At 66.0% G+C, this 26,148-nt stretch carries 20 protein-coding genes and 1 pseudogene; all 21 read left to right on the forward strand.

What is annotated here, in order from left to right; genetic code table 11:
- Positions 1-30 precede the first annotated feature (30 nt).
- Positions 31-1,026, forward strand: a pseudogene (locus tag ACZ5MJ_RS18385) (tripartite tricarboxylate transporter substrate binding protein BugE).
- Positions 1,027-1,029: 3 nt separating this feature from the next.
- The gene (locus ACZ5MJ_RS18390; protein WP_464221296.1) at positions 1,030-1,902 is read left to right on the forward strand and encodes an N-formylglutamate amidohydrolase; all 873 of its coding nucleotides are present in this window, start codon (positions 1,030-1,032) and stop codon (positions 1,900-1,902) included.
- 211 nt (positions 1,903-2,113) lie between these two features.
- Complete coding sequence (gene mnmG / locus ACZ5MJ_RS18395) at positions 2,114-4,072, forward strand: tRNA uridine-5-carboxymethylaminomethyl(34) synthesis enzyme MnmG (protein ID WP_464221297.1); 1,959 nt, start codon at positions 2,114-2,116, stop codon at positions 4,070-4,072.
- A gap of 21 nt (positions 4,073-4,093) precedes the next feature.
- A complete protein-coding gene (rsmG, locus tag ACZ5MJ_RS18400) occupies positions 4,094-4,795 on the forward strand; it encodes a 16S rRNA (guanine(527)-N(7))-methyltransferase RsmG (protein ID WP_464221299.1) in 702 nt (233 codons plus the stop codon).
- Between the two features lie 84 nt (positions 4,796-4,879).
- Positions 4,880-5,653, forward strand: coding sequence for a ParA family protein (locus tag ACZ5MJ_RS18405; protein WP_464221301.1), 774 nt, complete (start codon positions 4,880-4,882; stop codon positions 5,651-5,653).
- Positions 5,654-5,667: 14 nt separating this feature from the next.
- On the forward strand, positions 5,668-6,570 hold the full coding sequence (locus ACZ5MJ_RS18410) for a ParB/RepB/Spo0J family partition protein (protein WP_464221302.1): 903 nt from the start codon (positions 5,668-5,670) through the stop codon (positions 6,568-6,570).
- A gap of 354 nt (positions 6,571-6,924) precedes the next feature.
- A complete protein-coding gene (locus tag ACZ5MJ_RS18415; RefSeq protein WP_432258668.1) occupies positions 6,925-7,431 on the forward strand; it encodes an ATP synthase subunit I in 507 nt (168 codons plus the stop codon).
- 244 nt (positions 7,432-7,675) lie between these two features.
- Positions 7,676-8,542, forward strand: a complete 867-nt coding sequence (atpB, locus tag ACZ5MJ_RS18420) for a F0F1 ATP synthase subunit A (protein WP_464221303.1) — start codon at positions 7,676-7,678, stop codon at positions 8,540-8,542.
- 62 nt (positions 8,543-8,604) lie between these two features.
- A complete protein-coding gene (gene atpE, locus ACZ5MJ_RS18425) occupies positions 8,605-8,871 on the forward strand; it encodes a F0F1 ATP synthase subunit C (RefSeq protein ID WP_013958389.1) in 267 nt (88 codons plus the stop codon).
- 99 nt (positions 8,872-8,970) lie between these two features.
- On the forward strand, positions 8,971-9,441 hold the full coding sequence (locus ACZ5MJ_RS18430) for a F0F1 ATP synthase subunit B (RefSeq protein WP_464221306.1): 471 nt from the start codon (positions 8,971-8,973) through the stop codon (positions 9,439-9,441).
- A gap of 2 nt (positions 9,442-9,443) precedes the next feature.
- On the forward strand, positions 9,444-9,986 hold the full coding sequence (locus tag ACZ5MJ_RS18435) for a F0F1 ATP synthase subunit delta (RefSeq protein WP_464221308.1): 543 nt from the start codon (positions 9,444-9,446) through the stop codon (positions 9,984-9,986).
- Positions 9,987-10,025: 39 nt separating this feature from the next.
- On the forward strand, positions 10,026-11,567 hold the full coding sequence (atpA, locus tag ACZ5MJ_RS18440; protein ID WP_171516233.1) for a F0F1 ATP synthase subunit alpha: 1,542 nt from the start codon (positions 10,026-10,028) through the stop codon (positions 11,565-11,567).
- Positions 11,568-11,641: 74 nt separating this feature from the next.
- Positions 11,642-12,517 carry a F0F1 ATP synthase subunit gamma gene (gene atpG, locus ACZ5MJ_RS18445; protein ID WP_464221310.1) on the forward strand — a complete coding sequence of 292 codons (876 nt, stop codon included), beginning with the start codon at positions 11,642-11,644 and terminating at the stop codon, positions 12,515-12,517.
- A 33-nt stretch (positions 12,518-12,550) separates the two neighbouring features.
- Complete coding sequence (atpD, locus tag ACZ5MJ_RS18450; RefSeq protein ID WP_432258663.1) at positions 12,551-13,954, forward strand: F0F1 ATP synthase subunit beta; 1,404 nt, start codon at positions 12,551-12,553, stop codon at positions 13,952-13,954.
- Between the two features lie 96 nt (positions 13,955-14,050).
- The gene (locus ACZ5MJ_RS18455) at positions 14,051-14,467 is read left to right on the forward strand and encodes a F0F1 ATP synthase subunit epsilon (RefSeq protein WP_010811262.1); all 417 of its coding nucleotides are present in this window, start codon (positions 14,051-14,053) and stop codon (positions 14,465-14,467) included.
- A gap of 709 nt (positions 14,468-15,176) precedes the next feature.
- On the forward strand, positions 15,177-15,617 hold the full coding sequence (locus tag ACZ5MJ_RS18460) for a CoA-binding protein (RefSeq protein WP_464223754.1): 441 nt from the start codon (positions 15,177-15,179) through the stop codon (positions 15,615-15,617).
- Positions 15,618-15,664: 47 nt separating this feature from the next.
- Complete coding sequence (locus tag ACZ5MJ_RS18465; RefSeq protein WP_464221315.1) at positions 15,665-16,615, forward strand: alpha/beta hydrolase; 951 nt, start codon at positions 15,665-15,667, stop codon at positions 16,613-16,615.
- A gap of 52 nt (positions 16,616-16,667) precedes the next feature.
- Positions 16,668-17,759, forward strand: a complete 1,092-nt coding sequence (hemE, locus tag ACZ5MJ_RS18470; protein ID WP_464221316.1) for a uroporphyrinogen decarboxylase — start codon at positions 16,668-16,670, stop codon at positions 17,757-17,759.
- 524 nt (positions 17,760-18,283) lie between these two features.
- Complete coding sequence (locus ACZ5MJ_RS18475; RefSeq protein ID WP_464221317.1) at positions 18,284-20,602, forward strand: primosomal protein N'; 2,319 nt, start codon at positions 18,284-18,286, stop codon at positions 20,600-20,602.
- 195 nt (positions 20,603-20,797) lie between these two features.
- Positions 20,798-24,787 (forward strand): trifunctional transcriptional regulator/proline dehydrogenase/L-glutamate gamma-semialdehyde dehydrogenase, encoded by a 3,990-nt coding sequence (gene putA / locus ACZ5MJ_RS18480; protein WP_464221318.1) that lies wholly within the window; start codon positions 20,798-20,800, stop codon positions 24,785-24,787.
- 155 nt (positions 24,788-24,942) lie between these two features.
- Positions 24,943-26,094 carry a branched-chain amino acid ABC transporter substrate-binding protein gene (locus tag ACZ5MJ_RS18485; RefSeq protein WP_464221319.1) on the forward strand — a complete coding sequence of 384 codons (1,152 nt, stop codon included), beginning with the start codon at positions 24,943-24,945 and terminating at the stop codon, positions 26,092-26,094.
- Positions 26,095-26,148: the final 54 nt, after the last annotated feature.

The raw sequence follows: 26,148 nt of genomic DNA on the forward strand, positions 1-26,148 counted from the left end.
GTTCATGCACAAAGAAACAGGAGAAACCCCATGATCCGAGCCCGGATATCCCGCCGCCAGCTGCTGCTGTCCGGCACCGCTGCCACCGCCACGCTGGCCCTTGCCGGCAGCGCCCTCGCGCAAGGCAACTACCCGACGCGCCCGATCCGCCTGATCGTGCCGTTCGCGGCCGGCGGCTCCACTGACCTGTCGGCGCGCCTGGTGGCTCAGTTTGCCGGCCGCGAGCTGGGCCAGACCATCGTGGTCGAGAACAAGGGCGGCGCCGGCGGCTCGGTGGGCATGGAGCAGGTGGCCAACGCCGCGCCGGATGGCTACACCATCGGCATGGCCACGGTGAGCACGCACGGTTCCAATCCCGCCGTATACCCGAAGCTCAAGTACGACCCGATCAAGGACTTTGCCCCGGTCACCAACGTGGTGTCGATGCCGAGCGTATTCACAGTGCACCCAAGCGTGCCGGCGAAAACCATGCAGGAATTCATTGCCCTGGCCAGGGCCAATCCTGGCAAGTATTCGGTGGCCTCGCCGGGCACGGGGACCCTCGGTCACGTAAACCTTGAAAACTTCCAGATGCTGGCGAAGATCAACCTGCTGCATGTGCCGTACAAGGGCGCCGGCCTGGGGCTCAATGATGCGGTGGCAGGGTAGGTCAATGCCATCTCGGACAACCTGGCCTCCGCGCTGCCCCACGTGAAGTCGGGCCGCCTGCGCGCGCTGGCGGTGCTTGGCGCCACGCGCTCGCCGCAGTTGCCAAACGTCCCTACCTATGCGGAGCTGGGCTACAAGGAGATGGGCGACGGCGGCTGGTTCGGCATCGTTGCGCCCGCGGGCACGCCGCCTGCCATCGTGGCAAGGCTGAACCAGGCCATCCACAAGGCCATGCAGAACCCCGAGTTCAAGCGCAAGGTGGAAGACTCCGGCGGCACGTTGGTGCCGACCACGCCGGAGCAGTTCAAGGCGCAGATCCAGCAAGCCATTGCACGCTATGCCCGCGTCGCCAAGGCCGCCAACATCCAACTGGACTGACGCATGGCTGAAGCGAATCACCTGGCCGCCGCCCTGCCGCCGGTCATTGTGCGCCTGCCGGAAGGGGAGGCGCTGCCGCTGGTGTGCGACTCGCCGCATAGCGGCACGGCGTACCCGGCCGACTTCGGCGCGGCAATTCCTGCCGCGCGCCTGCGCGGGGGCGAGGACACGCACGTCGATGCCTTGTGGGAGGCCGTGCCCGCAGCAGGCGGTACGCTGCTGGCGGCGACGTTCCCGCGCGTTTATATCGACCCGAACCGGATGGCCGACGACATCGACCCGGTGCAGATCGACGGCGCCTGGCCGACGGCGCTGGCCCCGGGGCCGAAGACGCAGCTGGGCTATGGCCTGATCTGGAGCCGGATTGATGCCAGCACGCCGATCTATGACCGGCGCCTGTCCGTGGCGGAAGTGCAGGGCCGGATCGAGCGCTACTACCGGCCGTACCATGCGTCGCTGGCCGAGGCGGTGGAGGGCGCCTACCAGCGCTTTGGCGCGCTCTGGCATCTGAACCTGCACTCCATGCCCAACAACGCCTACGAGCGGCTCAAGATCGACAGCCCGCACCCGTTGGCGGACTTTGTGCTGGGCGACCGGGACGGCACCACCTGCGAGCCGGGGCTGGTCGACCTGGTCGAACGCGAGTTGCGCGACATGGGCTACACGGTGGCGTGTAACGATCCATACAAGGGCGTGCAGCTGATCGCCCAGATCGGGCGGCCGGCCGAGCGGCGCAACAGCCTGCAGATCGAGATCCGGCGGCCGCTGTATATGGATGAGGTGACACGGGAGCGCAATGCCGGGTTCGTCACGCTGCAGCGTGACCTTGGCAAGCTGACGGAGCGGGTGGCGGGCTATATCCGCTCGCAACTCTGAGGCGCTTGTTCCACGTGAAACATCCGGCCGGGCCATGTGCCCGGCCTTTTTGTTTCACGTGGAACATAACGTCGCTTTCGAGCGACTTGCCGGGTATCGTCAACGCCATGTTTCACGTGAAACATGGTGTCGGTCGGAAGGCGGCCAGTCGAATGCCGCTATAATTTCGCATTCCCGTATTTTCCCGCCAGCCTCCCGGAGGAGGTGTCCCATGCTTTACCCAAAAGAATTCGATGTCATCGTCGTCGGCGGTGGCCATGCCGGCACTGAAGCTGCACTCGCCGCGGCCCGTATGGGCTGCCAGACGCTGCTGCTGACCCACAACATCGAGACGTTGGGCCAGATGAGCTGCAACCCGTCCATCGGCGGCATCGGCAAGGGACACCTGGTCAAGGAAGTGGACGCGATGGGCGGTGCCATGGCCGCCGCCACGGACGAGGCCGGTATCCAGTTCCGCATCCTGAACTCCAGCAAGGGCCCGGCAGTGCGCGCCACGCGTGCCCAGGCCGACCGCGTGCTGTACCGCAAGGCGATCCGTACCCGGCTGGAGAACCAGCCGAACCTGATGCTGTTCCAGCAGGCCGTGGACGACCTGATGGTGGAGGGCGACCGCGTCGTCGGCGCCATGACGCAGGTTGGCATCGCCTTCCGCGGCCGCGCGGTCGTGTTGACAGCCGGCACCTTCCTGGATGGCAAGATCCACGTGGGGCTGGATAACTACACCGGCGGCCGCGCCGGCGACCCGGCGGCGGTGTCGCTGTCGGCGCGCCTGAAGGACCTGAAGCTGCCGCAAGGGCGTTTGAAAACCGGCACGCCGCCGCGCATCGACGGCCGCACCATCGACTTCTCGGTGATGGAAGAGCAGCCCGGCGACCTGGATCCGGTGCCCGTGTTCTCCTTCCTGGGCCGCCCGGAGCAGCACCCGCAACAGCTGCCTTGCTGGATCACCCATACCAACGGCCGCACCCACGACATCATCCGTGGCGGGCTGGACCGTTCGCCGATGTACACCGGCGTGATCGAAGGGGTAGGGCCGCGCTACTGCCCCAGCATCGAGGACAAGATCCATCGCTTTGCCAGCAAGGAGAGCCATCAGATCTTCCTGGAGCCTGAAGGCCTGACCACCAATGAGTTCTATCCCAACGGGATCTCGACCAGCCTGCCGTTCGACGTGCAGCTGGAGCTGGTGCACTCGATCCGTGGCATGGAGAACGCACATATCCTGCGCCCCGGCTATGCGATCGAGTACGACTACTTCGATCCGCGCGGGCTGAAGGCGTCGCTGGAAAGCAAGGCTATCCGTGGCCTGTTCTTCGCCGGTCAGATCAATGGCACCACCGGGTATGAAGAAGCCGCCGCGCAGGGCCTGCTGGCCGGCATCAACGCGGGCTGCTACGTGCGCGAACGCGATGCGTGGACGCCGCGCCGCGACCAGGCCTACCTGGGCGTGCTGGTCGACGACCTGATCACGCGTGGCGTGACCGAGCCATACCGCATGTTCACTAGCCGCGCGGAGTTTCGCCTGAGCCTGCGGGAAGACAACGCCGATATGCGCCTGACCGAGGTCGGCCGCGAACTGGGCGTAGTCGATGATGCGCGCTGGGATGCTTTCAACCGCAAGCGCGACGCTGTTTCACGTGAAACAGAGCGCCTGAAGAGCACCTGGGTGAACCCGGCCATGCTGCCGGCCGAAGAGGCCGTGCCGCTGCTGGGCAAGCCGATCGAGCGCGAGTACAGCCTGGCCGACCTGCTGCGCCGGCCGGAAGTCCGCTACGAAGCACTGATGGCATTGCAGGGCGGTCGCCATGCCCCGGAAACCCCGCTGGACGCGGAGCCGATGCTGGCGGAACAGATCCGCGAGCAGATCGAGATCGGCATCAAGTACCACGGCTATATCGCCCGCCAGGCCGCCGAGGTCGACAAGCTGGAAGCCAACGAGGCGACGCGCCTGCCGGAAGGGCTGGATTACACCGAAGTGCGTGGCCTCGGTTTCGAGGTCAGCCAGAAGCTGAACCAGCACCGTCCCGAAACGCTGGGCCAGGCCTCGCGCATCTCCGGCGTGACGCCGGCTGCGATCTCGCTGCTGCTGGTGCACCTGAAGAAGAAGGGGCTGGGCCGCACGCGCGCAGAGTCGGGCGCACCTTCCACCAACTCTGAAGAGGCAGCCTGAGTGGCCGGTCCGCGACACACCGTGACCGACGACGCCACGCAGCGCCGTCGCCTGGAGGCCGGTCTCGAGGCGATCGGCCTGGCGCTCGCGCCGGCGCAGATCGACACGTTGTTCGCCTACCTGGCGCTGCTGCGCAAGTGGAACGGCGTCTATAACCTGACCGCGATCCGCCACCCCGATGAGATGCTGACGCATCACATGCTGGATTCGCTCGCCGCAGTGCCGGCGCTGGCCGAAGCCGCGCGTGCTGCAGAGGTAGGTACGCCGGCGCGAGGCAGGGTGCTCGACGTGGGTTCCGGCGGCGGCATGCCGGGCCTGCCATTGGCGATCGCCTGTCCCGATGTGTCGGTGCTGATGGTGGACATCGTGCAGAAGAAGACCGCGTTCCTGACGCAATGCCGCGCGCAGCTCGGGCTGGCCAATGCCGCGGCGCACTGGGGACCGGTGGAGAAGCTGGACGACGACGCTGGCTTTGCCGTGATCACCTCGCGCGCGTTTGCCGAGCTGACGGACTTCGTGAACCTGTCGGGCCAGCTGCTGGCGCCGCGCGGCAAGCTGATCGCAATGAAGGGTGTTTATCCACAGGCCGAGCTGGACCGCATGGAAGCCGCCGGGCTGATGGCGCAATGGCAGGTGGATGCGGTGCCCCGCATCACGGTGCCCGGGCTGGATGCCGAGCGCCACCTGGTGGTGCTGTCGCGGCGCGCAAGCGCCCACGCATGATGTACGCCGCGGCGCTGTACCCGGCGCCGCGAACTGCCAGCCCCGCGCTGGCCAGATGAATTGAAGCAGGAGCCTCAGTAGCTTATGGCCAAGGTATTCGTGATCGCCAACCAGAAGGGCGGGGTAGGCAAGACCACCACCACGGTGAACCTCGCCGCCGGCCTGGCCGCGCAGGACCAGCGCGTGCTGCTGGTCGACCTGGACCCGCAGGGCAATGCCTCGATGGGTTCGGGCATCGACAAGCAGGCGCTGGAGCACAGCGTGTACCAGGTGCTGGTCGGCCTCTCCAGCATCGCGCAGGCGCGCCAGCGTTCCGAGACTGGCAGGTACGACGTGCTGCCCGCCAACCGGGAACTGGCCGGCGCCGAAGTGGAGCTGGTCGAACTGGACCAGCGCGAGCGCCGGCTGCGCCAGGCTATCGCGGAAGTCGATGGCGAGTATGACTTCGTGCTGATCGACTGCCCGCCGTCGCTGTCGCTGCTGACGCTGAACGGGCTGTGCGCCGCGCATGGCGTGATCGTGCCGATGCAGTGCGAGTACTTTGCGCTGGAAGGGCTGTCGGACCTGGTCAACACCATCAAGCAGGTGCACGCCAACCTGAACCGCGACCTGCAGGTGATCGGCCTGCTGCGCGTCATGTTCGATCCGCGCGTCACGCTGCAACAGCAGGTGTCGGCGCAACTCGAATCGCACTTCGGCGAGAAGGTCTTCAAGACCCTGATCCCGCGCAATGTGCGGCTGGCCGAGGCACCGTCCTATGGCATGCCGGGCGTGGCGTTCGATCCGTCATCGAAGGGAGCCAAGGCGTACCTGGATTTCGGCGCCGAGATGATCGCGCGGGTCCGGCAGCTGGGCTGAAGGAGAGGGCAAGCATGAGCACTGCAAAGAAGAAGGGCCTCGGCCGCGGCCTGGAAGCGTTGTTGGGCGGGCCGGCTGAAATCGTTGAATCGGTGAAGCAGGAGGGCGCGCCCACGGTGCTGCACCTGCACCAGTTGCAGCCCGGCAAGTACCAGCCGCGCACGCGCATGGATGAAGGCGCGCTGCAGGAGCTGGCTGCCAGCATCCGCGCACAGGGGCTGATGCAGCCGATCCTGGTGCGCCGCGTGGCGGAGCCCGACCGCTACGAGATCATCGCGGGCGAGCGGCGCTTCCGCGCCTCCAGGCTGGCCGGCCTGGACAAGGTGCCGGTGCTGGTGAAGGACGTGGCCGACGAAGCCGCGGCCGCGATGGCGCTGATCGAGAATATCCAGCGCGAAGACCTGAACCCGCTGGAAGAAGCGCAGGGCATCATGCGCCTGATCCGCGAATTCAGTTTCACGCACGAGCAGGCAGCCGAGTCGGTCGGCCGCTCGCGCAGCGCGGTGTCGAACCTGCTGCGCCTGCTGAACCTGGCCGCGCCGGTGCAGACCATGCTGATGGCGGGCGATCTCGACATGGGCCACGCGCGCGCGCTGCTGGCAGTGGATGGCGCCAGCCAGATCACGCTGGCCAACCAGATCGTCAACAAGCGGCTGTCGGTGCGCGAGACCGAGAAGCTGGTGGCATCGACGCTCAAGCCGTTCGACCTGAAGTCGCTCAAGCAGAAGGGCGTCAATAATGTGCGCGACGTGGCGCGGCTGGAAGAAGAGCTGTCGGATGCGCTGGGGCTGGCGGTGCAGATCAAGCTGGGCGCACGCGGCAAGGGCCAGCTCACCATTCACTTCAGCAACAACGATGCGCTCGAAGGCGTGCTTGTGCGCCTGCGCGAATCCACGGAAGGGCAGAAGGTCGCCTGAGGCTGCGGGCGAGGGCGCAAGCGAAGCCGCGCACGCAATTCGGTGCGATTAACGGCCGTCGCGACGAAGACTGTTGCGTGTACGCTGCACCGGCCATTCCGATTGCCGGTATACACACTGCGTACCCGGTAATCCCTCATCATGCGCGGGGTTCACTGCGCAATCCAATTACGTCAGACATCATTGCCGCGCAATTATTGCGCGTCCATCATGCAATCGTGATGGCAACCGTTGTGCGCAACGCACTGCAAGGCAAATGTAAGCAGATTGACGCGAATCAGTAGTTCCCCTTAAAATCGTGCGGTTTGAATTCTGGTCGGGCCGAAAAGTTCCGGCCTGGAATAAGGCAGGCAGGTGGTGGTTCGAGACCGTCAGCAACGAGGCGCCGGCTCCCGTCAGGAAGATGACTGGGACGACTGGAAAGAAGGCGCAGACCGTGAGGAAGAAGCTGTCGATCCGCTGTCGCACGCCGAGGCGGTAACGCTGTTTGGCGAGCGCGCACTGCGCCCTTCGCGCATGACCCCGGGCAAGGTTGTCCTGGCGCAGGTGTTGGTTTCCCTGCTGTCGGCACTGTGCTGGGCGCTGTTTGCGAAAGAGCCGGCGCCGTATGGATGGTCGGCACTGTTCGGCGGCATGGTGTGCTTCGTGCCGAGCGGATTGTTCGCACTGCGCCTGTGGCTGGCGCGCGACCGGGCTTCGGTCGGCGGCCTGGTGCTGGGCGAGGCGATCAAGGTCTTCGCCACGGTGGCACTGCTGGTGCTGGTCGTGGTGCTGTACCGGGATCTGCGCTGGGTGCCGATGCTGGTCACGTTCCTGCTCGCGCTCAAGACATATTGGGTGGTGGCCCTGCTGATGCGCTAGGCCAGCCGCTCGAAATCGGTGCTTCATCCGGAAGTGGGGCACCGAAACGGAATATCAAGAGTTTTCCGTGACGGTTTCACAGTGGCTTTCATCGCCGTGACACCGGGTACGGCCAAGGTTGGACCCCGCTTGCATTGCGGTGACCGGCGAATCCGCCGAAGGCAATGCAAGACGCGTACCGGGCGTTTGCCAGACAGTGGCGGCGCGCGGCCTGAAGATTTCGCAATATACCGTTCGTATCGACATGTCTGATGCTACCCAAGGCGCCGAACACGCGCTGACACCCTCCGGCTATATCGCCGAACACTTGCAGAATCTGAACTCGGTCGGCGGCAAGCAAGCGTCGGTGGTCGATTTCTCCGTGCTCAACTACGACACGGTGTTCTGGTCCGTGCTGTGCGGCGCCATCGCCGTGCTGTTCCTGTACGCTGCCGCGCGCCGCGTCACCCCCGGCGTGCCGGGCCGCTTCCAGGCCTTCGTCGAGATGATCGTCGAGATGGTCGACGACCAGGCCAAGGGCATCATCCACGGTGACCGTTCGTGGATTGCGCCGCTGGCGCTGATGGTGTTCTGCTGGATCACCATGATGAACGCGATCGACCTGATTCCGGTCGACTGGGTCACCGGCCTGAACAACCTGCTGGGCGTCTTCCACATCCATCTCCCGCACCACCGCGCGGTGGCCACGGCCGACCTGAACGGCACGCTGGGCATGTCCTGCTCGGTGCTGGTGCTGATGATCTACTACAGCTTCAAGATCAAGGGCACGGGCGGCTTCATGCACGAGCTGTTCTCGGCCCCGTTCGGCGCCAAGTGGTACCTGGCCCCGTTCAACCTGATCCTGAACCTGATCGAGTTCCTGGCCAAGGCTGTTTCGCTCGGCATGCGGTTGTTCGGCAACATGTACGCCGGCGAACTCGTGTTCCTGCTGATCGCGCTGCTGGGTTCGATCTGGACGTTCGGCGCCGACCTGTCCGCGCTGGGCTTTGTCGGTCACGTGGTGGCCGGCACGGTATGGGCGATCTTCCACATCCTGATCGTCCTGCTCCAGGCCTTCATTTTCATGATGCTGACGCTGGTGTACATCGGCCAGGCTCACGATCACCACTGATTTCCGGTTTTTTGGTTTTTTGGTTTTTTGGTTCTAAGTCTCTCTAAATTAAAGGAGTCATCATGCAAGCATTTCTCGCCAACATCCAGGGTCTGACCGCCATCGGTATCGGCATCATCATCGGCCTGGGCGCTATCGGCGCCTGCCTGGGTATCGCCCTGATGGGTGGCAAGTACATCGAAGCCTGCGCACGTCAGCCTGAGCTGATGAACCCGCTGCAAACCAAGATGTTCCTGCTGGCTGGCCTGATCGACGCTGCATTCCTGATCGGTGTGGGTGTTGCAATGCTGTTCGCCTTCGCCAACCCGCTGCTGGCTGTCATCAAGTAATTCTTTTCGGTCTGCATGATGCTGACGGGCGGCGCGGGCCACCAGCCCAGCCGCCTTTTGTGCATTTATCTGTAGTTTGATTACCGAAAGGAACACACCATGAATCTGAACGCAACGTTTTTTGCGCAGATGGTCGTGTTCTTCATCCTGTGGTGGGTTGTTGCCAAATTCATTTGGCCGCCGCTGGTGAAGGCGCTCGACGAACGCGCAAAGAAGATCGCCGATGGCCTCGCCGCTGCCGAGAAGGGCAAGGCCGAGCTCGAACTCGCCAACAAGCGTGTGGACCAGGCTATGGCCGAAGCCCGCACCGAGGGTGCACAACGCGTCGCTGACGCCGAGAAGCGCGCCCAGCTGACGGCAGACGAGATCAAGCAAAACGCCCAGGCAGAAGCCGCACGCATCATTGCCCAGGCCAAGGCCGAAGCAGAGCAGCAGGTTACCCGCGCACGCGAAGCACTGCGTGACCAGGTTGCCGTGCTGGCCGTCAAGGGTGCCGAGCAGATCCTCAAGCGTGAAGTGAACGCGCAGGTCCACTCCGACCTGCTCAATCAACTCAAGGCTGAGCTCTAATCATGGCTGAAACCGCAACCATTGCCCGTCCCTACGCTGAGGCGCTGTTCCGCGTCGCCAGTGAATCGAGCGCAGGCAATCTGGGTGCATGGTCCGAGCTGGTGTCGGAGATGGGGCAGGTTGCTGCCAATCCCGACATGAAGGCGGTGGCCGACGATCCGAACGTTCCCGGCGAAAAGCTGGCCGAACTGTTCCTGTCGGTGCTGAAGTCCCCGCTGAATGACGAGGCGCGCCGCTTCGTCAGGCTGCTGGTGGAAAACGGCCGCCTCACGGTGATGCCTGACATCGCCGAACAGTTCCATGCGCTCAAGAACGCCCGCGAAGGGTCGTCCGATGTCGAGATCACCAGCGCATTCCCGCTGGAAGATGGGCAGCTGAACGACCTGGTCGCCGCACTCGAACGCAAGTTCGGCCGCAAGCTGTACGCGCAGGTGGCGGTGGACCCGTCCCTGATCGGCGGCGTCAGCGTCAAGGTTGGCGACGAAGTGCTCGACACCTCCGTGCGCGCGCGCCTGGCAGCCATGCAAGTCGCGCTGACCGCCTGAACGCACCGGCCGACGGATTGAAGAATTAGGAGCATTGTGATGCAACTGAACCCCTCAGAAATCAGCGAGCTGATCAAGACCCGCATCTCGGGCCTTGGCGCTGAAGCTGAAGTGCGCAATACCGGCACGGTGATCTCCGTGACCGATGGCATCTGCCGCGTGCACGGCCTGTCCGGCGTGATGCAGGGCGAGATGCTGGAATTCCCCGGCAACACCTTCGGCCTCGCGCTGAACCTCGAGCGCGACTCGGTCGGCGCCGTGGTGCTGGGTGAGTACGAACACATTTCCGAAGGCGACACGGTCAAGTGCACCGGCCGCATTCTGGAAGTGCCGGTCGGCAAGGAACTGCTGGGCCGCGTGGTGAACACGCTGGGCCAGCCGATCGACGGCAAGGGCCCGATCAACGCCAAGGAAACGGACGTGATCGAGAAGGTCGCCCCGGGCGTGATCGCGCGTCAGTCGGTGAGCCAGCCGGTGCAGACCGGCCTGAAGTCGATCGACGCAATGGTGCCGATCGGCCGTGGCCAGCGCGAGCTGATCATTGGCGACCGCCAGACCGGCAAGACCGCCGTGGCTGTCGACGCCATCATCAACCAGAAGGGCAAGGGCGTCTTCTGCGTGTACGTGGCAATCGGCCAGAAGGCTTCGACGATCGCCAACGTGGTGCGCAAGCTGGAAGAGCACGGCGCGATGGAATACACCGTCGTCGTGGCCGCCGCCGCTTCGGACTCGGCTGCCATGCAGTACCTGGCTGCCTACGCCGGCTGCACCATGGGCGAGTACTTCCGCGACCGCGGCGAAGACGCGCTGATCGTCTATGACGACCTGACCAAGCAAGCCTGGGCCTACCGCCAGGTGTCGCTGCTGCTGCGCCGCCCGCCGGGCCGCGAAGCCTACCCGGGCGACGTGTTCTACCTGCACTCGCGCCTGCTGGAGCGTGCTGCCCGCGTGAACGCCGACTACGTCGAGAAGTTCACCAACGGCGCCGTCAAGGGCAAGACCGGTTCGCTGACCGCGCTGCCGGTGATCGAAACGCAGGCCGGCGACGTGTCCGCATTCGTTCCGACCAACGTGATCTCGATCACGGACGGCCAGATCTTCCTGGAAACCGACCTGTTCAACGCCGGTATCCGCCCCGCCATCAACGCCGGTATCTCGGTGTCGCGCGTCGGTGGTGCTGCCCAGACCAAGGTGGTGAAGAACCTGTCCGGCGGTATCCGTACCGACCTGGCCCAGTACCGTGAACTGGCTGCGTTCGCGCAGTTCGCTTCGGACCTGGACGACGCCACCCGCAAGCAGCTCGAGCGCGGCCGCCGCGTGACCGAACTGCTCAAGCAGCCGCAATACCAGCCGCTGCAAGTGTGGCAGCTGGCCGCGTCGCTGTTCGCCGCCAACAACGGCTTCCTCGACAACGTGGAAGTGAAGGACATTCTGCCGTTCGAGAAGGGCCTGCACGACCATCTGAAGACCAAGTACGCCGATCTCATCAACCGCATCGAAGAGACCAAGCAGCTCTCGAAGGAAGATGAGCCCGCCCTGCGTGCCGCTGTCGAGGATTTCAAGAAGTCCGCCGCGTTCTAACCGCGTGATTCCACGACACCGCCGCCGCGCCTGGCTCACGCCGGCGCGGCGATGGTTCGGATGGAGAGGAAGATATGGCCGGAACGAAAGAGATTCGAACCAAGATCAAGAGCGTGCAGAACACGCGCAAGATCACCAAGGCGATGGAGATGGTCGCCGCGTCCAAGATGCGCAAGGCGCAGGAGCGGATGCGCAACGCCCGTCCCTATGCCGAGAAAGTGCGCAACATCGCGGCGCACCTGGCTACGGCCAACCCCGAGTTCAAGCATCCGTTCATGCAGGAGCGCGAAGTCAAGCGCGTCGGCATGATCGTGGTCACGACCGACAAGGGGCTGTGCGGCGGCCTGAACACGAACGTGTTGCGCGCGGTAACCAATGAACTGAAGAGCCTGCAAGGCCGTGGCGTGGACGTGCGAGCGACTGCCATCGGCACCAAGGGCATGCAGTTCCTCGGTCGTATCGGCGCCAAGGTGGTTTCGCACGTGGTGCACCTCGGTGACACCCCGCATCTGGAAAAGCTGATCGGCGCGATCAAGGTCCAGCTCGACGCTTTCACCAATGGTGAAGTCGATGCGGTGTACCTGGCGTACACCAAGTTCATCAACACGATGAAGCAGGAACCGATGGTTGAGCAGCTGCTGCCGCTCGCCGCCGACAAGCTGGTCCAGACCGAAGATGAAAAGCGCGCCTACTCGTGGGATTACATCTACGAGCCCGACGCCCAGACTGTAGTGGAAGAGCTTTTGGTCCGCTATGTCGAGGCGCTGGTGTTCCAGGCCGTGGCCGAGAACATGGCGTCCGAGCAATCGGCGCGCATGGTGGCCATGAAGGCTGCGTCCGACAACGCCAAGAATGTGATCGGCGAACTGCAACTGGTCTACAACAAGACCCGTCAGGCCGCGATTACCAAGGAACTGTCGGAAATCGTCAGCGGTGCAGCTGCGGTCTAAGGCGTCACGAATTCAAGCTATCGGAGATACGAAATGAGTATCGGAAATATTGTGCAGTGTATTGGCGCCGTGGTGGACATCGAGTTCCCCCGCGACGCAATGCCGAAGGTGTATGAAGCGCTCGTGCTGGAAGACAGCAGCGACGGCTCGTTCGCCGAAAAGGGTCTGACCTTCGAAGTCCAGCAACAGCTCGGTGACGGCGTGGTGCGTACCATTGCCCTGGGCTCGTCGGACGGCCTGCGCCGCGGCATGGCAGTGAAGGGCACCGGTGCCCCGATTTCGGTGCCGGTTGGCCACGGCACCCTGGGTCGCATCATGGACGTGCTGGGCCGCCCCATCGACGAAGCCGGCCCGATCGCTTGTGACGAACTGCGCGCGATTCACCAGAAGGCACCGAAGTTCGACGAACTGTCGCCTTCCGTTGACCTGCTCGAAACCGGCATCAAGGTGATCGACCTGGTCTGCCCGTTCGCAAAGGGCGGCAAGGTGGGTCTGTTCGGTGGCGCCGGCGTGGGCAAGACCGTCAACATGATGGAGCTCATCAACAACATCGCCAAGCAGCACAGCGGTCTGTCGGTGTTTGCCGGCGTGGGCGAGCGTACCCGTGAAGGGAACGACTTCTACCACGAAATGAAGGACTCGAACGTGCTCGACAAGGTGGCCATGGTGTTCGGCCAGATGAACGAGCCGCCGGGCAACCGTCTGCGCGTGGCGCTGACCGGCCTGACCATGGCCGAGCGCTTCCGTGACGAAGGCCGTGACATCCTGTTCTTCGTGGATAACATCTACCGCTACACGCTGGCCGGTACCGAAGTGTCCGCACTGCTGGGCCGTATGCCTTCCGCCGTGGGCTACCAGCCGACGCTGGCTGAAGAAATGGGCAAGCTGCAGGAACGTATTACGTCGACCAAGACCGGCTCGATCACGTCGATCCAGGCCGTGTACGTGCCTGCGGATGACTTGACCGACCCGTCGCCGGCTACGACTTTCCTGCACCTGGACTCGACCGTGGTGCTGTCGCGTGACATCGCTGCACTGGGTATCTACCCCGCAGTGGATCCGCTGGATTCGACCTCGCGCCAGCTGGACCCGCAGGTTGTCGGCACGGAACACTACGAAGTGGCCCGCCGCGTTCAGCAGACCCTGCAGCGCTACAAGGAACTGCGCGACATCATCGCGATTCTGGGCATGGACGAACTGTCGCCGGAAGACAAGCTGGCCGTGAACCGCGCCCGCAAGATCCAGCGTTTCCTGTCGCAGCCGTTCCACGTGGCCGAAGTGTTCACGGGTTCGCCGGGCAAGTACGTGCCGCTGAAGGAAACCATCCGCGGCTTCAAGATGCTGGTCGATGGCGAGTGCGATCACCTGCCCGAGCAGGCGTTCTACATGGTCGGCTCGATCGACGAAGCCTTCGAAAAGGCCAAGAAGCTCCAGTAAGCCTCGTTTCGCCGTTTCCGCCCAGGCGGGAACGGCGGCGGACCGCGTCGTGCGGTGCCGCCGTCAGAAGCGAAGTGAGTGGAGAAAGGATCTGATATGGCAACCATTCTTGTAGACGTCGTCAGCGCGGAAGCGTCGATCTTCTCCGGCCAGGCGAAGTTCGTGGCGCTGCCGGGCGAGTCGGGTGAGCTGGGCATCCTGCCGGGTCACACGCCGCTGATCACGCGCATCCAGCCGGGTGCGGTGCGCATCGAGAAGGAAGACGGCAGCGAAGAGTTCGTGTTCGTTGCCGGCGGCATTCTCGAAGTGCAGCCCAAGCACGTCACCGTGCTGGCCGACACCGCGATCCGCGGTGGTGACCTGGACGAGGCCAAGGCGCAGGAAGCCAAGCGCGCTGCCGAGGAGCTGATGCAGAACCAGAGCAGCGATCTGGATCTGGCACGTGCTCAGAGCGAGCTCGCCGTAGCGGCTGCCCAACTGGCTGCCATCGCCCGCCTGCGTCGTAAGAAGTAAGCAATTAGTGGGTTGTCGCGCTGTTGTTTTTTTGGCGCGACAATTAAAAAAGGCAGCCACATGGCTGCCTTTTTTGTTTGGCTGGCGATATTCTTTTCGCGTGCCTGGACCAAAAAAAAAGCGCGCGGGCCGGGGAGGCTCCGCGCGGACGGGAAAATCCCTTCGAGGGGTCAATTCGAAGGAACGGGTTCGGTCCAGGTCGACAATCAAGGCGCAGCGGATACCCAAATATCCGCCAACAGGCCGCAAAGGCCACGCGCGACAACGGTCTTCCTGGTACTCCGGTCCAGCAGCATTCTGCTGGATCGGAAAATCGGGTTACTGCCAGAAATGCTTCAAAAGGCTTTCTTCACCACACCCCTTTAGTCTGCATTGCCATTTTCACCGGGGTGCCACAACCGCCGGACAGCGGGTGTGTCAATGCATTGTGGGGGAAACTCCCCGGCATGGCAGTAACAAAATGTATCGTTTTGAAAGAAGTTGAAAGCCCGAACCGCCAAAATCAGGCGTGATCGGCATATTTTTGCGCGTTGGCGTCACGTTCGCCGCAAATACGTGCCGATGGATTATCTTCTCGCTCCCATTTTCCGTGTTCGTTCCCGCACCAATTGCTGCGTGACAATTGCGGTTACGATTCAGTACGCCTGCGCAGGCCGTGTCACGTTTTTGACCTGCCCGCGGGGCGCCCATGCCTACCCACGGAGATGCGATGCCGCCTGAGATGCAGCAAGCCATACAAGCCATGCTGGCCATGAAGACCGTAGCCGTGGTCGGCCTGTCCGACCGTCCGGAGCGGCCCAGCCACGAGGTGGCCGAGTTCCTGCAAGGCCACGGCTTCCGCATTGTGCCGGTCAATCCGCGCCATGCCGGCGAACGCATCCTGGGCGAGACCTGCCACGCCACGCTGCGCGAAGCCGCCGAGGCCGCGTCTGCGGCGGGCGCCCCCATCGAATGGGTCGATATCTTTCGCCGCGCGGAGGAAACGCCCGCGGTGGTCGACGAGGCCATCGCCATTGGCGCGCGCGGGATCTGGCTGCAGCTTGGCATCGTCAACGACCAGGCCGTGCGCCGCGCCGCCGGGGCAGGGCTGCTGGCGGTGCAGGACTGCTGCAGCAAGATCGAGCTGACGCGCCGGCTAGGCCTGGACTGATACCAGGCATTTTCTTACCATTCCCGCATTCCGACTTGCCGCCGACCATGGCCATCGATCCGCAACTGCTTGCCTATTACCGCCGCCTGGCCGAGCGCTACGCTGCCGAACCGGCGCCGGCCGATATTCCTGCCCGGCGGGCGCGCTTTGCCGAGATCGCGGCCGCGTCGCGGTTACCGGACCCGGAGGGCATCGCCGTGCAGGACCTGAAGGTGTTGCTCGCCGGCCGCACACTGGGCGCGCGGCTGTTCCGCCCGGCCGGCGTGGCCGCGCCGCGGCTGGTCGTCTACTTCCATGGCGGCGGTTGGGTGATCGGTTCGCCGCAGACCCACCATACGGTCGCGGCTTTGCTGGCGGCCGATACCGGCTGCGCCGTGGCCAGTGTCGACTACCGCCTGGCGCCCGAGCACGCCTTCCCGGCGCCCTGCGACGATGCCGCCGAGGCCGTCCTGTGGCTTGCCGGCCAGCGCCAGGCCCTGGGGCTGGCGCCGGGCTTCCTGGCGGTGGCCGGCGACAGCGCCGGCGGCCATCTGGTGGCACAGGCCGCGCAGCAGATCAATGCCGGCGACGCGGTGCGGGTCGACGCCCAGCTGCTGATCTATCCGGTCACGGCGCCCGTGCTCAGCACCGAGAGCTACCGTGCCTTCGCCGACGGCCCCGGCCTCACGCGTGACGAGATGGCCTGGTTCTGGACCCAGTTCATCGGCGCCGAAGGCCTGGCGCAGGGTGCCGCCCATGGCGACCCGCGCGTGCACCTGATGGCCGCGCCACCGGTGCGTCCGCCCGCCACCGTGCTGGTGGTGGCCGCGCACGATGTGCTGCGCGACGACGGCCTGGCCTATGCCGACTTCCTGGTGCGCCACGACGCCCCGGTGATCACCATCGAGGCCAGCGGCATGACCCACGGCTTCGCGCGGCTGCAGCCCGACGCCGAGCGCGCGCGTGAGTGGATGCGGCGCGCCGCGTCGGCCTTCACCGGGATCATCGACGACGTCTGAGCGGCATCCTCCCGCGGCCATCCCTTAGAATGGCGGTCTTACGAGGATGACCATGACCGCACTGCAGAACGATACCTTCCTGCGCGCGCTGCGCCGCCAGCCGACTGAATACACGCCGCTGTGGCTGATGCGCCAGGCGGGCCGCTACCTGCCCGAGTACAACGCCACGCGCGCCCGCGCCGGCAGCTTCCTCGGGCTGGCCAAGAACCCGGCCTACGCCACCGAAGTGACACTGCAGCCGCTGGACCGCTATCCGCTGGACGCCGCCATCCTGTTTTCCGACATCCTGACGGTGCCGGATGCGATGGGCCTGGGCCTGTCGTTCGCGCAGGGCGAGGGCCCGCGCTTCGCCCATCCGCTGCGCACCGAGGCCGACGTGCAGAAGCTGGCCGTGCCCGACATGGCGTCGCTGCAGTATGTCTTTGACGCCGTGCGCGAGATTCGCCGCGCGCTGGTCCAGGACGGCAGCCAGCGCGTGCCGCTGATCGGCTTCTCGGGCAGCCCATGGACGCTGGCCTGCTACATGGTCGAGGGCGGTGGCTCGGACGATTTCCGCACGGTCAAGGCGATGATGTACGGCCGCCCGGACCTGATGCACCACATCCTCGAGATCAACGCCCAGGCGGTGACGGCGTACCTGAACGCCCAGATCGAAGCCGGCGCGCAGGCCGTGATGATTTTCGATACCTGGGGCGGGGCGCTGGCCGATGGCATGTACCAGGCGTTCTCGCTGGCCTACATGCGCCGCGTCCTGGCCGGCCTGAAGCGCGAGCACGAGGGCCAGCAAGTGCCGGCGATCGTGTTCACCAAGGGCGGCGGCCTGTGGCTGGAGGCGCTCGCCGATACCGGCGCCGATGCCATCGGGCTGGACTGGACCGTCAACCTGGCCGAGGCGCGCCGGCGCACCGGTGGCCGCGTGGCACTGCAGGGCAATATCGACCCGACCGTACTCTTTGCCCCCGAGGCGGCGATCCGCGAGCAGGTGCGTGGCGTGCTGGACAGCTATGCAGCGGGTGGCGGCAGCGACGGCCATGTCTTCAATCTCGGCCATGGCATTTCGCAGTTCACGCCGTCCGAGAGCGTCTCGGTCCTGGTCGACGAAGTCCATCGACACAGCCGTCAGCTGCGCGCCGCGCAGAAGTGACGGTGACAGTATGCGCGCGGCCTGGCGCCTGCTGCGGTGCCGTGCGCCGCAGCGCGATGGCCTGCTAGCGTACCCAGTGCTGCGGGAGCCGCGCCGCCGGACCCTGTCAAGTTAACTTTTTCGCCAGCATTCGCCAAAAAGGTGCTCGGACTTGACTGACGACCCTTGACTTATGCACACCGATAGGTTTGCCGCAGTGCGGGACAGGGTTAGTCCCTAACCTATCTGGGGGATGTTGGCAAGCCTTTGATTTTTAAGGATTTGGAAGATCTGCAAAGTCAGGCTCGATGCCGGTGGATCCCTTGTTACGCGGGGCTTTCCGGCCAGCCGAAGCGACTTTTCAACAAAGTTATCCACAGGGGCGGTGGAATTAGTGGAAAACCAGTCATCTATCATCGACTTAGGGCCACATTTGAAGTTTTACTTTAAGTTGATGTTGCGCCGCACACTAACTTTCAGCCGTCCGCACACCCGCCGCCCGTTGCACAACAGTTGCGCAAAGGCGGTGCACCAGGAAGGGCCAAATGGCGCCAGCTAGCGGTGCGCTGCCCCTCGCAGAGGCCGACACGCCCACCGCTGGCGCCGTGACGCCGGCCGCTCAGGCGGTCATCCGGGTGGCGTTGGACACCCCTGCCGACGACTGCTTCGACTACCTCGCGACCCCCGACGTGGCCCCTGGCGATCTGGTCGTGGTGCCGTTCGGCCGCCGCAGCATGGTCGGGGTGGCGGTGGAATACGCGGAAGGATCCGACGTACCCGCGGACAAGCTGCGCCCGGTTGCGCAGCGGCTGGACTGGATGCCGCCGCTGCTGCCCGACTGGATCGAACTGGCCGCGTTCGCCGCCCGCTACTACCAGCGCCGCCTCGGCGAAGTGATGCTGCCGGCCTTGCCGCCAGCCTTGCGCGAGGCCGAGAGCTGGCCGGGACTGGCCCAGCGTGCCCGCACCGACGAATACCGCCTGTTGCCTTGCCATGCCGAGGCCTTGCTGGCTGCCGTGCCGGCCCGCGCACGCAGCGTGCGCGCGCTGGCGCTGGCGCTGGCCGAGCGTGCCACCGCAGGCGAGCCCCTGGCCCTGGCCGACGCCCGCGTGCTTTGTGCGGCGGCCCCGTCACGGCTGGCCGAGTGGCAGGCCGCCGGCTGGGTTGAGGCCAGCCGCACCGCACGCAACCTGCTGCCGATCGACCCCGCGCAGCCGCCATCTTCCGCGCCGCCGTTGCACGACGAGCAGCGCGCCGCGGTGCAGGCCATCGCCGAGGCCGAAGGCTTCGCCCCGTTCCTGCTGCACGGGGTCACCGGCAGCGGCAAGACCGAGGTCTACCTGCATGCGATGCAGGCGGTGCTGGAACGCGACCCGCAGGCCCAGGTGCTGATGCTGGTGCCTGAAATCAACCTGACGCCGCAGTTGCAGGCCCGCATCGCCGCGCGCTTTCCGCACCTGCCGCTGGCGGTGCTGCACAGCGGCCTGGCTGACCAGGAGCGCAGCCTGCAGTGGCTGGCCGCCCACCGCGGCGAGGCCCGCATCGTGCTGGGCACGCGCATGGCGGTGATGGCGTCGCTGCCGGCGCTGGCACTGATCGTGGTCGACGAGGAGCACGACACGTCATACAAGCAGCAGGAAGGGCTGCGCTACTCCGCGCGCGACCTGGCGGTATGGCGCGCCAAGCAGCGCGGCGTCGCGGTGGTGCTGGGCTCGGCCACGCCGTCGATGGAAACCTGGTGGCGGGCCGGGCAGGGCACCTACCGCAAGCTGGTGCTGCGCGAGCGCGCCCAGGCCGACGCGACCCTGCCGACCGTGCGCCTGGTCGACCTGAACCATGAGCGCCAGCGCCAGCGCGCGCTGTTCGAGGGCCTGTCCGTGCCGCTGCTGGAAGCCATCGACGCCCGTCTGGCGCGCGGCGAGCAGAGCCTCTTGTTCCTGAACCGCCGCGGCTACGCGCCGGTGATCGCCTGCGACAGCTGCGGCTGGCTGTCGGGCTGCCCGCGCTGCTCGGCATACCTGGTACTGCACCGCCCGGAGCGGCGCCTGCGCTGTCACCACTGCGGCCTGGAGGCGCCGGTGCCGCACCACTGCCCGGACTGCGGCAATGTCGATATCGCGCCGCTGGGGCGCGGCACGCAGCGCATCGAAGAGGCCCTGGCGGCGCGCTTCCCGCAGGCCCGCATCGCCCGCATCGACGCCGATTCCACGCGGCGCAAGGGCAGCGCGCAGGCCATGTTCGATGAGGTCCATGCCGGCGAAGTCGACATCCTGGTGGGCACGCAGATGGTGGCCAAGGGCCATGACTTCCAGCGCGTGACCCTGGTCGGCATTGTCCATCCCGATGCCGCCATGTTCAGCCACGATTTCCGCGCCGCCGAACACCTGTTTGCCTCGCTGATGCAGGTGGCCGGGCGGGCAGGGCGGGCCGGCCTGCCGGGCGAGGTGCTGATCCAGACCCGCTATCCGGACACCCCGGCATTGCAGGCGCTGACGCGCCACGACTATGATGGATTCGCGGCCAGCCAGTTGCGCGAGCGGCGCCAGGCCGGGTTGCCCCCGTTCTGCTTCCAGGTGCTGGTGACCGCCGAGCACGGGCAGCTGGAGCGGGCGCTGCAGTTCCTGGAAGCGGCGCGCCGGCATGCCGAAACCTGCGAACTGGCGGCCGAGGTGCAACTGCACGACCCGGTGCCGATGTCGATGGTGCGCATCTTCAACCGGGAGCGTGCCCAGATGCTGGTGGAGGCCACCTCGCGCCCTGTATTACAACGCTTTGTGGCTGAGTGGGTGCAGACTTTCGCAGAGGTGGGGACGGAAGCAAAGGGAGTGCGCTGGCAGCTTGAGATCGATCCGTTGCGGATCTGAGCTGGCCGGTGCGACGGTGCGACGGTGCAACCCTATCATTAGGGTTTTCTATAGGGTTGCACTAGGTTGCACCGTGGTGATTTTCGGGAGTAAGATCGCGCCAGCTCACAGGCTGCGGCCGGTCGCGCGCCCCTGCCTGTCGGCATGGACGAGGTAGCACCGGCGGCGGCTCCAGTCTTTCGGAGAATTGCCCGCATGGCCACCACCACACTCGGCGTCAAGCTCGACGACGCCTCGCGCGACCGCCTCAAGCGCGTTGCCCAATCCATCGACCGCACGCCGCACTGGCTGATCAAGCAGGCCATCTTCAGCTACCTCGAGCAGATCGAGCGCGGCCACCTGCCGTACGAGACCGGCGCCGCCGGCAGCGCCGACGCGGACGGCGCCGATGGTGCCGAACTGGCCCATGGCGATGCCGCGCCGCAGCCGTTCCTGGAATTCGCACAGAGCATCCAGCCGCAGTCAGTGCTGCGCGCAGCCATTACGTCCGCCTATCGCCGTCCCGAGACCGATTGCGTGCCGGTGCTGCTGGAGCAGGCGCGCCTGCCGCAGCAGCAGGCCGAGGCCGCCATCAAGATGGCCAAGACGCTGGCCACGCGGCTGCGCGAGCAGAAGGTGGGCACGGGCCGTGAAGGCCTGGTGCAGGGGCTGATCCAGGAGTTCTCGCTGTCGTCGCAGGAAGGCGTGGCGCTGATGTGCCTGGCCGAGGCCCTGCTGCGCATCCCCGACAAGGCCACCCGCGACGCGCTGATCCGCGACAAGATCAGCGGCGCCAACTGGCAGTCGCACCTGGGCCAGAGCCCGTCGCTGTTCGTCAACGCCGCCACCTGGGGCCTGCTGCTGACCGGCAAGCTGGTCGCCACCCATACCGAATCGGGGCTGACCAAGGCGCTCACGCGCATCATCGGCAAGGGTGGCGAGCCGCTGATCCGCAAGGGCGTGGACATGGCCATGCGCCTGATGGGCGAGCAGTTCGTCACCGGCGAGACTATTTCCGAGGCGCTGGCCAACGCGCGCAAGTACGAGGCCGAAGGCTTCCGCTACTCCTACGACATGCTGGGAGAGGCGGCCATGACCGAGGCCGATGCCGCCCGCTACCTGGCGTCGTACGAGCAGGCCATCCACGCCATCGGCCAGGCCTCGCGCGGGCGCGGCATCTACGAAGGCCCGGGCATCTCGATCAAGCTGTCGGCGCTGCACCCGCGCTACAGCCGCGCGCAGCATGAGCGCGTGGTGGGCGAGCTGTACGAGCGCCTGAAGTCGCTGACGCTGCTGGCGCGCCAGTACGACATCGGCATCAATATCGACGCCGAGGAAGCCGACCGCCTGGAGATCTCGCTGGACCTGCTCGAACGCCTGTGCTTCGAGCCCGAACTGGCCGGCTGGAACGGCATCGGCTTCGTGGTGCAGGGCTACCAGAAGCGCTGCCCGTTCGTGATCGACTACCTGATCGACCTGGCCCGCCGCAGCCGCCACCGCCTGATGATCCGCCTGGTCAAGGGCGCCTACTGGGACAGCGAGATCAAGCGCGCCCAGGTCGATGGCCTGGAGGGCTACCCGGTCTATACGCGCAAGGTCTACACCGATGTGTCGTATATCGCCTGCGCGCGCAAGCTGCTGTCGGTGCCGGACGCGATCTACCCGCAGTTCGCCACGCACAACGCGCATACGCTGTCGGCCATCTACCAGATCGCCGGCCACAGCTACTACCCCGGCCAGTATGAGTTCCAGTGCCTGCACGGCATGGGCGAGCCGCTGTACGACCAGGTGGTGGGCCCCACCGCCGACGGCAAGTTCAACCGCCCGTGCCGCATCTACGCGCCGGTCGGCACCCATGAGACGCTACTGGCCTACCTGGTGCGCCGCCTGCTGGAGAACGGCGCCAACACCTCGTTCGTGAACCGCATCGCCGACGACACCATCTCGCTGGACGAGCTGGTGGCCGACCCCGTCGCCGTGGTCGAGGCCATGCACCGCGACGAAGGCGGGCTGGGCCTGCCGCACCCGCGCATCCCGTCGCCGCGCACGCTCTACGGCAAGAGCCGACCCAATTCGGCCGGCATCGACCTGGCCAACGAGCACCGCCTGGCGTCGCTGTCGTCGGCGCTGCTGGCCGGCACCAGCGAACGCGCCGTGGCCGAGCCGCTGCTTGGCGCCGCGCTGGTCGCCGATTCGCCGCGCGCGGCCGACGCTGTGGCGGCCCCGGTGCTGAACCCGGCCGACCATCGCGACGTGGTGGGTCACGTGACCGAGGCCGGCCAGGCCGAGGTCGAAACCGCGCTGCAGGCCGCCGTCAACGCCGCGCCGATCTGGCAGGCAACGCCGCCGGACGTGCGCGCGGCCGCGCTGGAGCGCGCCGCCGACCTGATGGAAGCCCAGATGCAGTCGCTGATGGGCATCATCATGCGCGAGGCCGGCAAGACTTTTTCCAACGCCATCGCCGAAGTGCGCGAAGCCGTGGATTTCCTGCGCTACTACGCCGCCGAGATCCGCCGCAGCTTTGACAACGAGACCCACCGCCCGCTGGGCCCCGTGGTCTGCATCAGCCCGTGGAACTTCCCGCTGGCAATCTTCACCGGCCAGGTGGCAGCGGCGCTGGCCGCCGGCAACCCGGTGCTGGCCAAGCCCGCCGAGCAGACCCCGCTGATCGCCGCCGCCGCCGTGCGCCTGCTGCGCGAAGCGGGCGTGCCGGCCGGCGCGGTGCAGCTGCTGCCGGGCCGCGGCGAGACCGTCGGCGCCGCGCTGGTGGGAGACGCCCGCGTCAAGGGCGTGATGTTCACCGGCTCGACCGAAGTCGCGCGCATCCTGCAGCGCAACGTGGCCGGGCGCCTGGACGCTGCCGGCCGCCCGATCCCGCTGATCGCCGAGACCGGCGGCCAGAACGCGATGATCGTGGATTCGTCGGCGCTGGCCGAGCAGGTGGTCGGCGACGTGGTCAACTCCGCCTTCGACTCGGCCGGCCAGCGCTGCTCGGCGCTGCGCGTGCTGTGCCTGCAGGAAGACGTGGCCGACCGCGTGCTGGAAATGCTCAAGGGCGCCATGCAGGAACTGAATATGGCCAACCCGGACCGCCTGTCGACCGACGTCGGCCCGGTGATCGACGACGAGGCGCGTGCCAACATCGTGCGCCATATCGACGCCATGCGCGCCAAGGGCCGCCGTGTCCACCAGGCCGATCCCAACGCCGCGCAGGGCGCGAGCTGCCGCAACGGCACCTTCGTGCCGCCGACGCTGATCGAGCTGGACAGCATTGAAGAACTGAAGCGCGAAGTGTTCGGCCCGGTGCTGCACGTGGTGCGCTACCCGCGCGCGGCGCTGGACACCATGGTCAGCCAGATCAACGGCACCGGCTACGGCCTGACGCTGGGTATCCATACCCGCATCGACGAGACCATCTCGCACATCGTCAGCCGCGCCCATGTGGGCAACCTGTACGTGAATCGCAATATTGTCGGTGCCGTGGTCGGGGTGCAGCCGTTCGGCGGCGAGTCGCTGTCGGGCACCGGCCCCAAGGCGGGCGGCCCGCTCTACCTGCACCGGCTGCTGTCGGTCTGCCCGCAGGACGCGGTGGCGCGCAGCGTGCGCGCGGCCGACGCCACGGGTGGTGCCGAACCCGTGGGCCCGGACGGCGAAGCCGCGCGTGCCACGGAAGCCTTCCGCACCTGGGCGCGCGCCGAGCTGCCGGAAGTGGCCGCCGCCTGCGAGCGCTTTGCCGAGGCCTCGGCCTCCGGCCTGGCGGTGACGCTGGCGGGCCCCACCGGCGAGCGCAACACCTACACCCTGCTGCCGCGCGAGCGCGTGCTGTGCCTGGCCGCGCAGGAGGCCGACCTGGCCCTGCAGCTGGGCGCCGTGCTGACCGTCGGCGCCGAGGCGGTATGGCTGGAAAACCCTGTCAGCCGGGGGCTGTTTGCGCGCCTGCCTGAGGGCGTACAATCGCGCGTCCGCATGGTGGCCGACTGGACCGCGGCGGACACGGCAGTCGATGCCGTGCTGCACCACGGCGATTCCGACCAGCTGCGCACGGTGTGCGAACAGGTGGCCGCGCGCCCCGGTCCGATCATCGGCGTGCAGGGCCTGGCGCAAGGTGAACCGAATATCGCGCTCGACCGTTTGCTGATCGAGCGTTCGCTCTCGGTCAACACCGCGGCCGCGGGCGGTAATGCCAGTTTGATGACGATCGGCTGAGGCAACCCTCGGACGTCGTCATGTCGAAGCGCGCGGCGGCGGCGGCGATCCCGCCCCGTTGCGCACAGGAAGCAAGGCGCGGCACTGCCAGGCTGCGCCGCCATAACGCCGGCAACGGCACCACATCGGCACCATTTGGGACCCAAGGAGATCTGATGAGCTCGACATTCCACAAGACGGCAATGACCGTTGCCCTGACCCTGGCCGGCCTGACCGCCGCCTCCGCCGCGTTCGCGCAGGCGCAGGAAATCAAGCTGGGCTTCGCCGCGCCGATGACCGGCGGCCAGGCGCAGTACGGCAAGGACATGCAGAACGGCATCGTCCTCGCGATCGAGGACATGAACGCCACCAAGCCCAAGATCGGCGGCAAGGAAGTCAAGTTCGTGCTGGTCTCCGAAGACGACCAGGCCGACCCGAAGACCGGTTCGGTGGTCGCGCAGAAGCTGGTCGACAACGGCATCCAGGGCATGCTGGGCCATTTCAACTCCGGCACCACCATCCCGGCGTCGATGGTCTACAACCGCGCCGGCATTCCGCAGATCGCCATGGCGACCGCGCCGGAATACACCAGGCAGGGCTTCAAGACCACGTTCCGCATGATGACCTCCGACACCCAGCAGGGTTCGGTGATCGGCGCCTTCGTGGTGAAGAAGCTGGGCGCGAAGAACATCGCCATCGTCGATGACCGCACCGCCTACGGCCAGGGCCTGGCGGACGAGTTCGAAAAGGCCGCCAAGGCCGCCGGCGGCAAGGTCGTGCGCCGTGAGTTCACCAACGACAAGGCGGTGGACTTCAAGGCCGTGCTGACCAACATCAAGCGCAGCAACCCGGACATCATCTTCTACGGCGGCGCCGAGACCCAGTCCGCGCCGATGGCCAAGCAGGTCAAGGAACTGGGCATGAAGGCCCCGCTGGTGTCGGGCGAAATGTCCAAGACCGACAACTTCCTGAAGCTCGCCGGCCCGGCCGCCGAAGGCACGGTGGTGTCGCTGGCCGGCCTGCCGCTGGACCAGATGCCCGGCGGCGCCAGCTACGAGAAGAGGTACGAGAAGCGCTTCGGCTCGAAGGTGCAGACCTATTCGCCATACGCCTATGACGGCGCCACCGCGATGATGACGGCAATGGTCAAGGCCGGCTCGACGGATCCGGTGCGTTACCTGCCGGTACTGGCCGCTACCAATATGCAGGGCGTGACCACCAAGACGCTGGCGTATGACGCGCGTGGCGACCTGAAGGATGGTGGTATCACTGTCTATAAGGTGGTGGGGGGCAAGTGGACGGTGCTGGAGACGGTTGGCGGGAAGTAACCTGCCTGCTGTTGCCGGTTATGGGAGACGCCGCCTTTTGGGTGGCGTTTTTCC

The organism is Cupriavidus sp. LA-1 (assembly GCF_055385985.1).

Coding starts and splice junctions, on each gene's coding strand:
- ACZ5MJ_RS18390 (WP_464221296.1), top strand. CDS start 1,030: ATGGCTGAAGCGAATCACCTGGCCGCCGCCCTGCCGCCGGTCATTGTG.
- mnmG (WP_464221297.1), top strand. CDS start 2,114: ATGCTTTACCCAAAAGAATTCGATGTCATCGTCGTCGGCGGTGGCCAT.
- ACZ5MJ_RS18405 (WP_464221301.1), top strand. CDS start 4,880: ATGGCCAAGGTATTCGTGATCGCCAACCAGAAGGGCGGGGTAGGCAAG.
- ACZ5MJ_RS18410 (WP_464221302.1), top strand. CDS start 5,668: ATGAGCACTGCAAAGAAGAAGGGCCTCGGCCGCGGCCTGGAAGCGTTG.
- atpB (WP_464221303.1), top strand. CDS start 7,676: ATGTCTGATGCTACCCAAGGCGCCGAACACGCGCTGACACCCTCCGGC.
- atpE (WP_013958389.1), top strand. CDS start 8,605: ATGCAAGCATTTCTCGCCAACATCCAGGGTCTGACCGCCATCGGTATC.
- ACZ5MJ_RS18430 (WP_464221306.1), top strand. CDS start 8,971: ATGAATCTGAACGCAACGTTTTTTGCGCAGATGGTCGTGTTCTTCATC.
- ACZ5MJ_RS18435 (WP_464221308.1), top strand. CDS start 9,444: ATGGCTGAAACCGCAACCATTGCCCGTCCCTACGCTGAGGCGCTGTTC.
- atpA (WP_171516233.1), top strand. CDS start 10,026: ATGCAACTGAACCCCTCAGAAATCAGCGAGCTGATCAAGACCCGCATC.
- atpG (WP_464221310.1), top strand. CDS start 11,642: ATGGCCGGAACGAAAGAGATTCGAACCAAGATCAAGAGCGTGCAGAAC.
- atpD (WP_432258663.1), top strand. CDS start 12,551: ATGAGTATCGGAAATATTGTGCAGTGTATTGGCGCCGTGGTGGACATC.
- ACZ5MJ_RS18455 (WP_010811262.1), top strand. CDS start 14,051: ATGGCAACCATTCTTGTAGACGTCGTCAGCGCGGAAGCGTCGATCTTC.
- ACZ5MJ_RS18460 (WP_464223754.1), top strand. CDS start 15,177: ATGCCGCCTGAGATGCAGCAAGCCATACAAGCCATGCTGGCCATGAAG.
- ACZ5MJ_RS18465 (WP_464221315.1), top strand. CDS start 15,665: ATGGCCATCGATCCGCAACTGCTTGCCTATTACCGCCGCCTGGCCGAG.
- hemE (WP_464221316.1), top strand. CDS start 16,668: ATGACCGCACTGCAGAACGATACCTTCCTGCGCGCGCTGCGCCGCCAG.
- ACZ5MJ_RS18475 (WP_464221317.1), top strand. CDS start 18,284: ATGGCGCCAGCTAGCGGTGCGCTGCCCCTCGCAGAGGCCGACACGCCC.
- putA (WP_464221318.1), top strand. CDS start 20,798: ATGGCCACCACCACACTCGGCGTCAAGCTCGACGACGCCTCGCGCGAC.
- ACZ5MJ_RS18485 (WP_464221319.1), top strand. CDS start 24,943: ATGAGCTCGACATTCCACAAGACGGCAATGACCGTTGCCCTGACCCTG.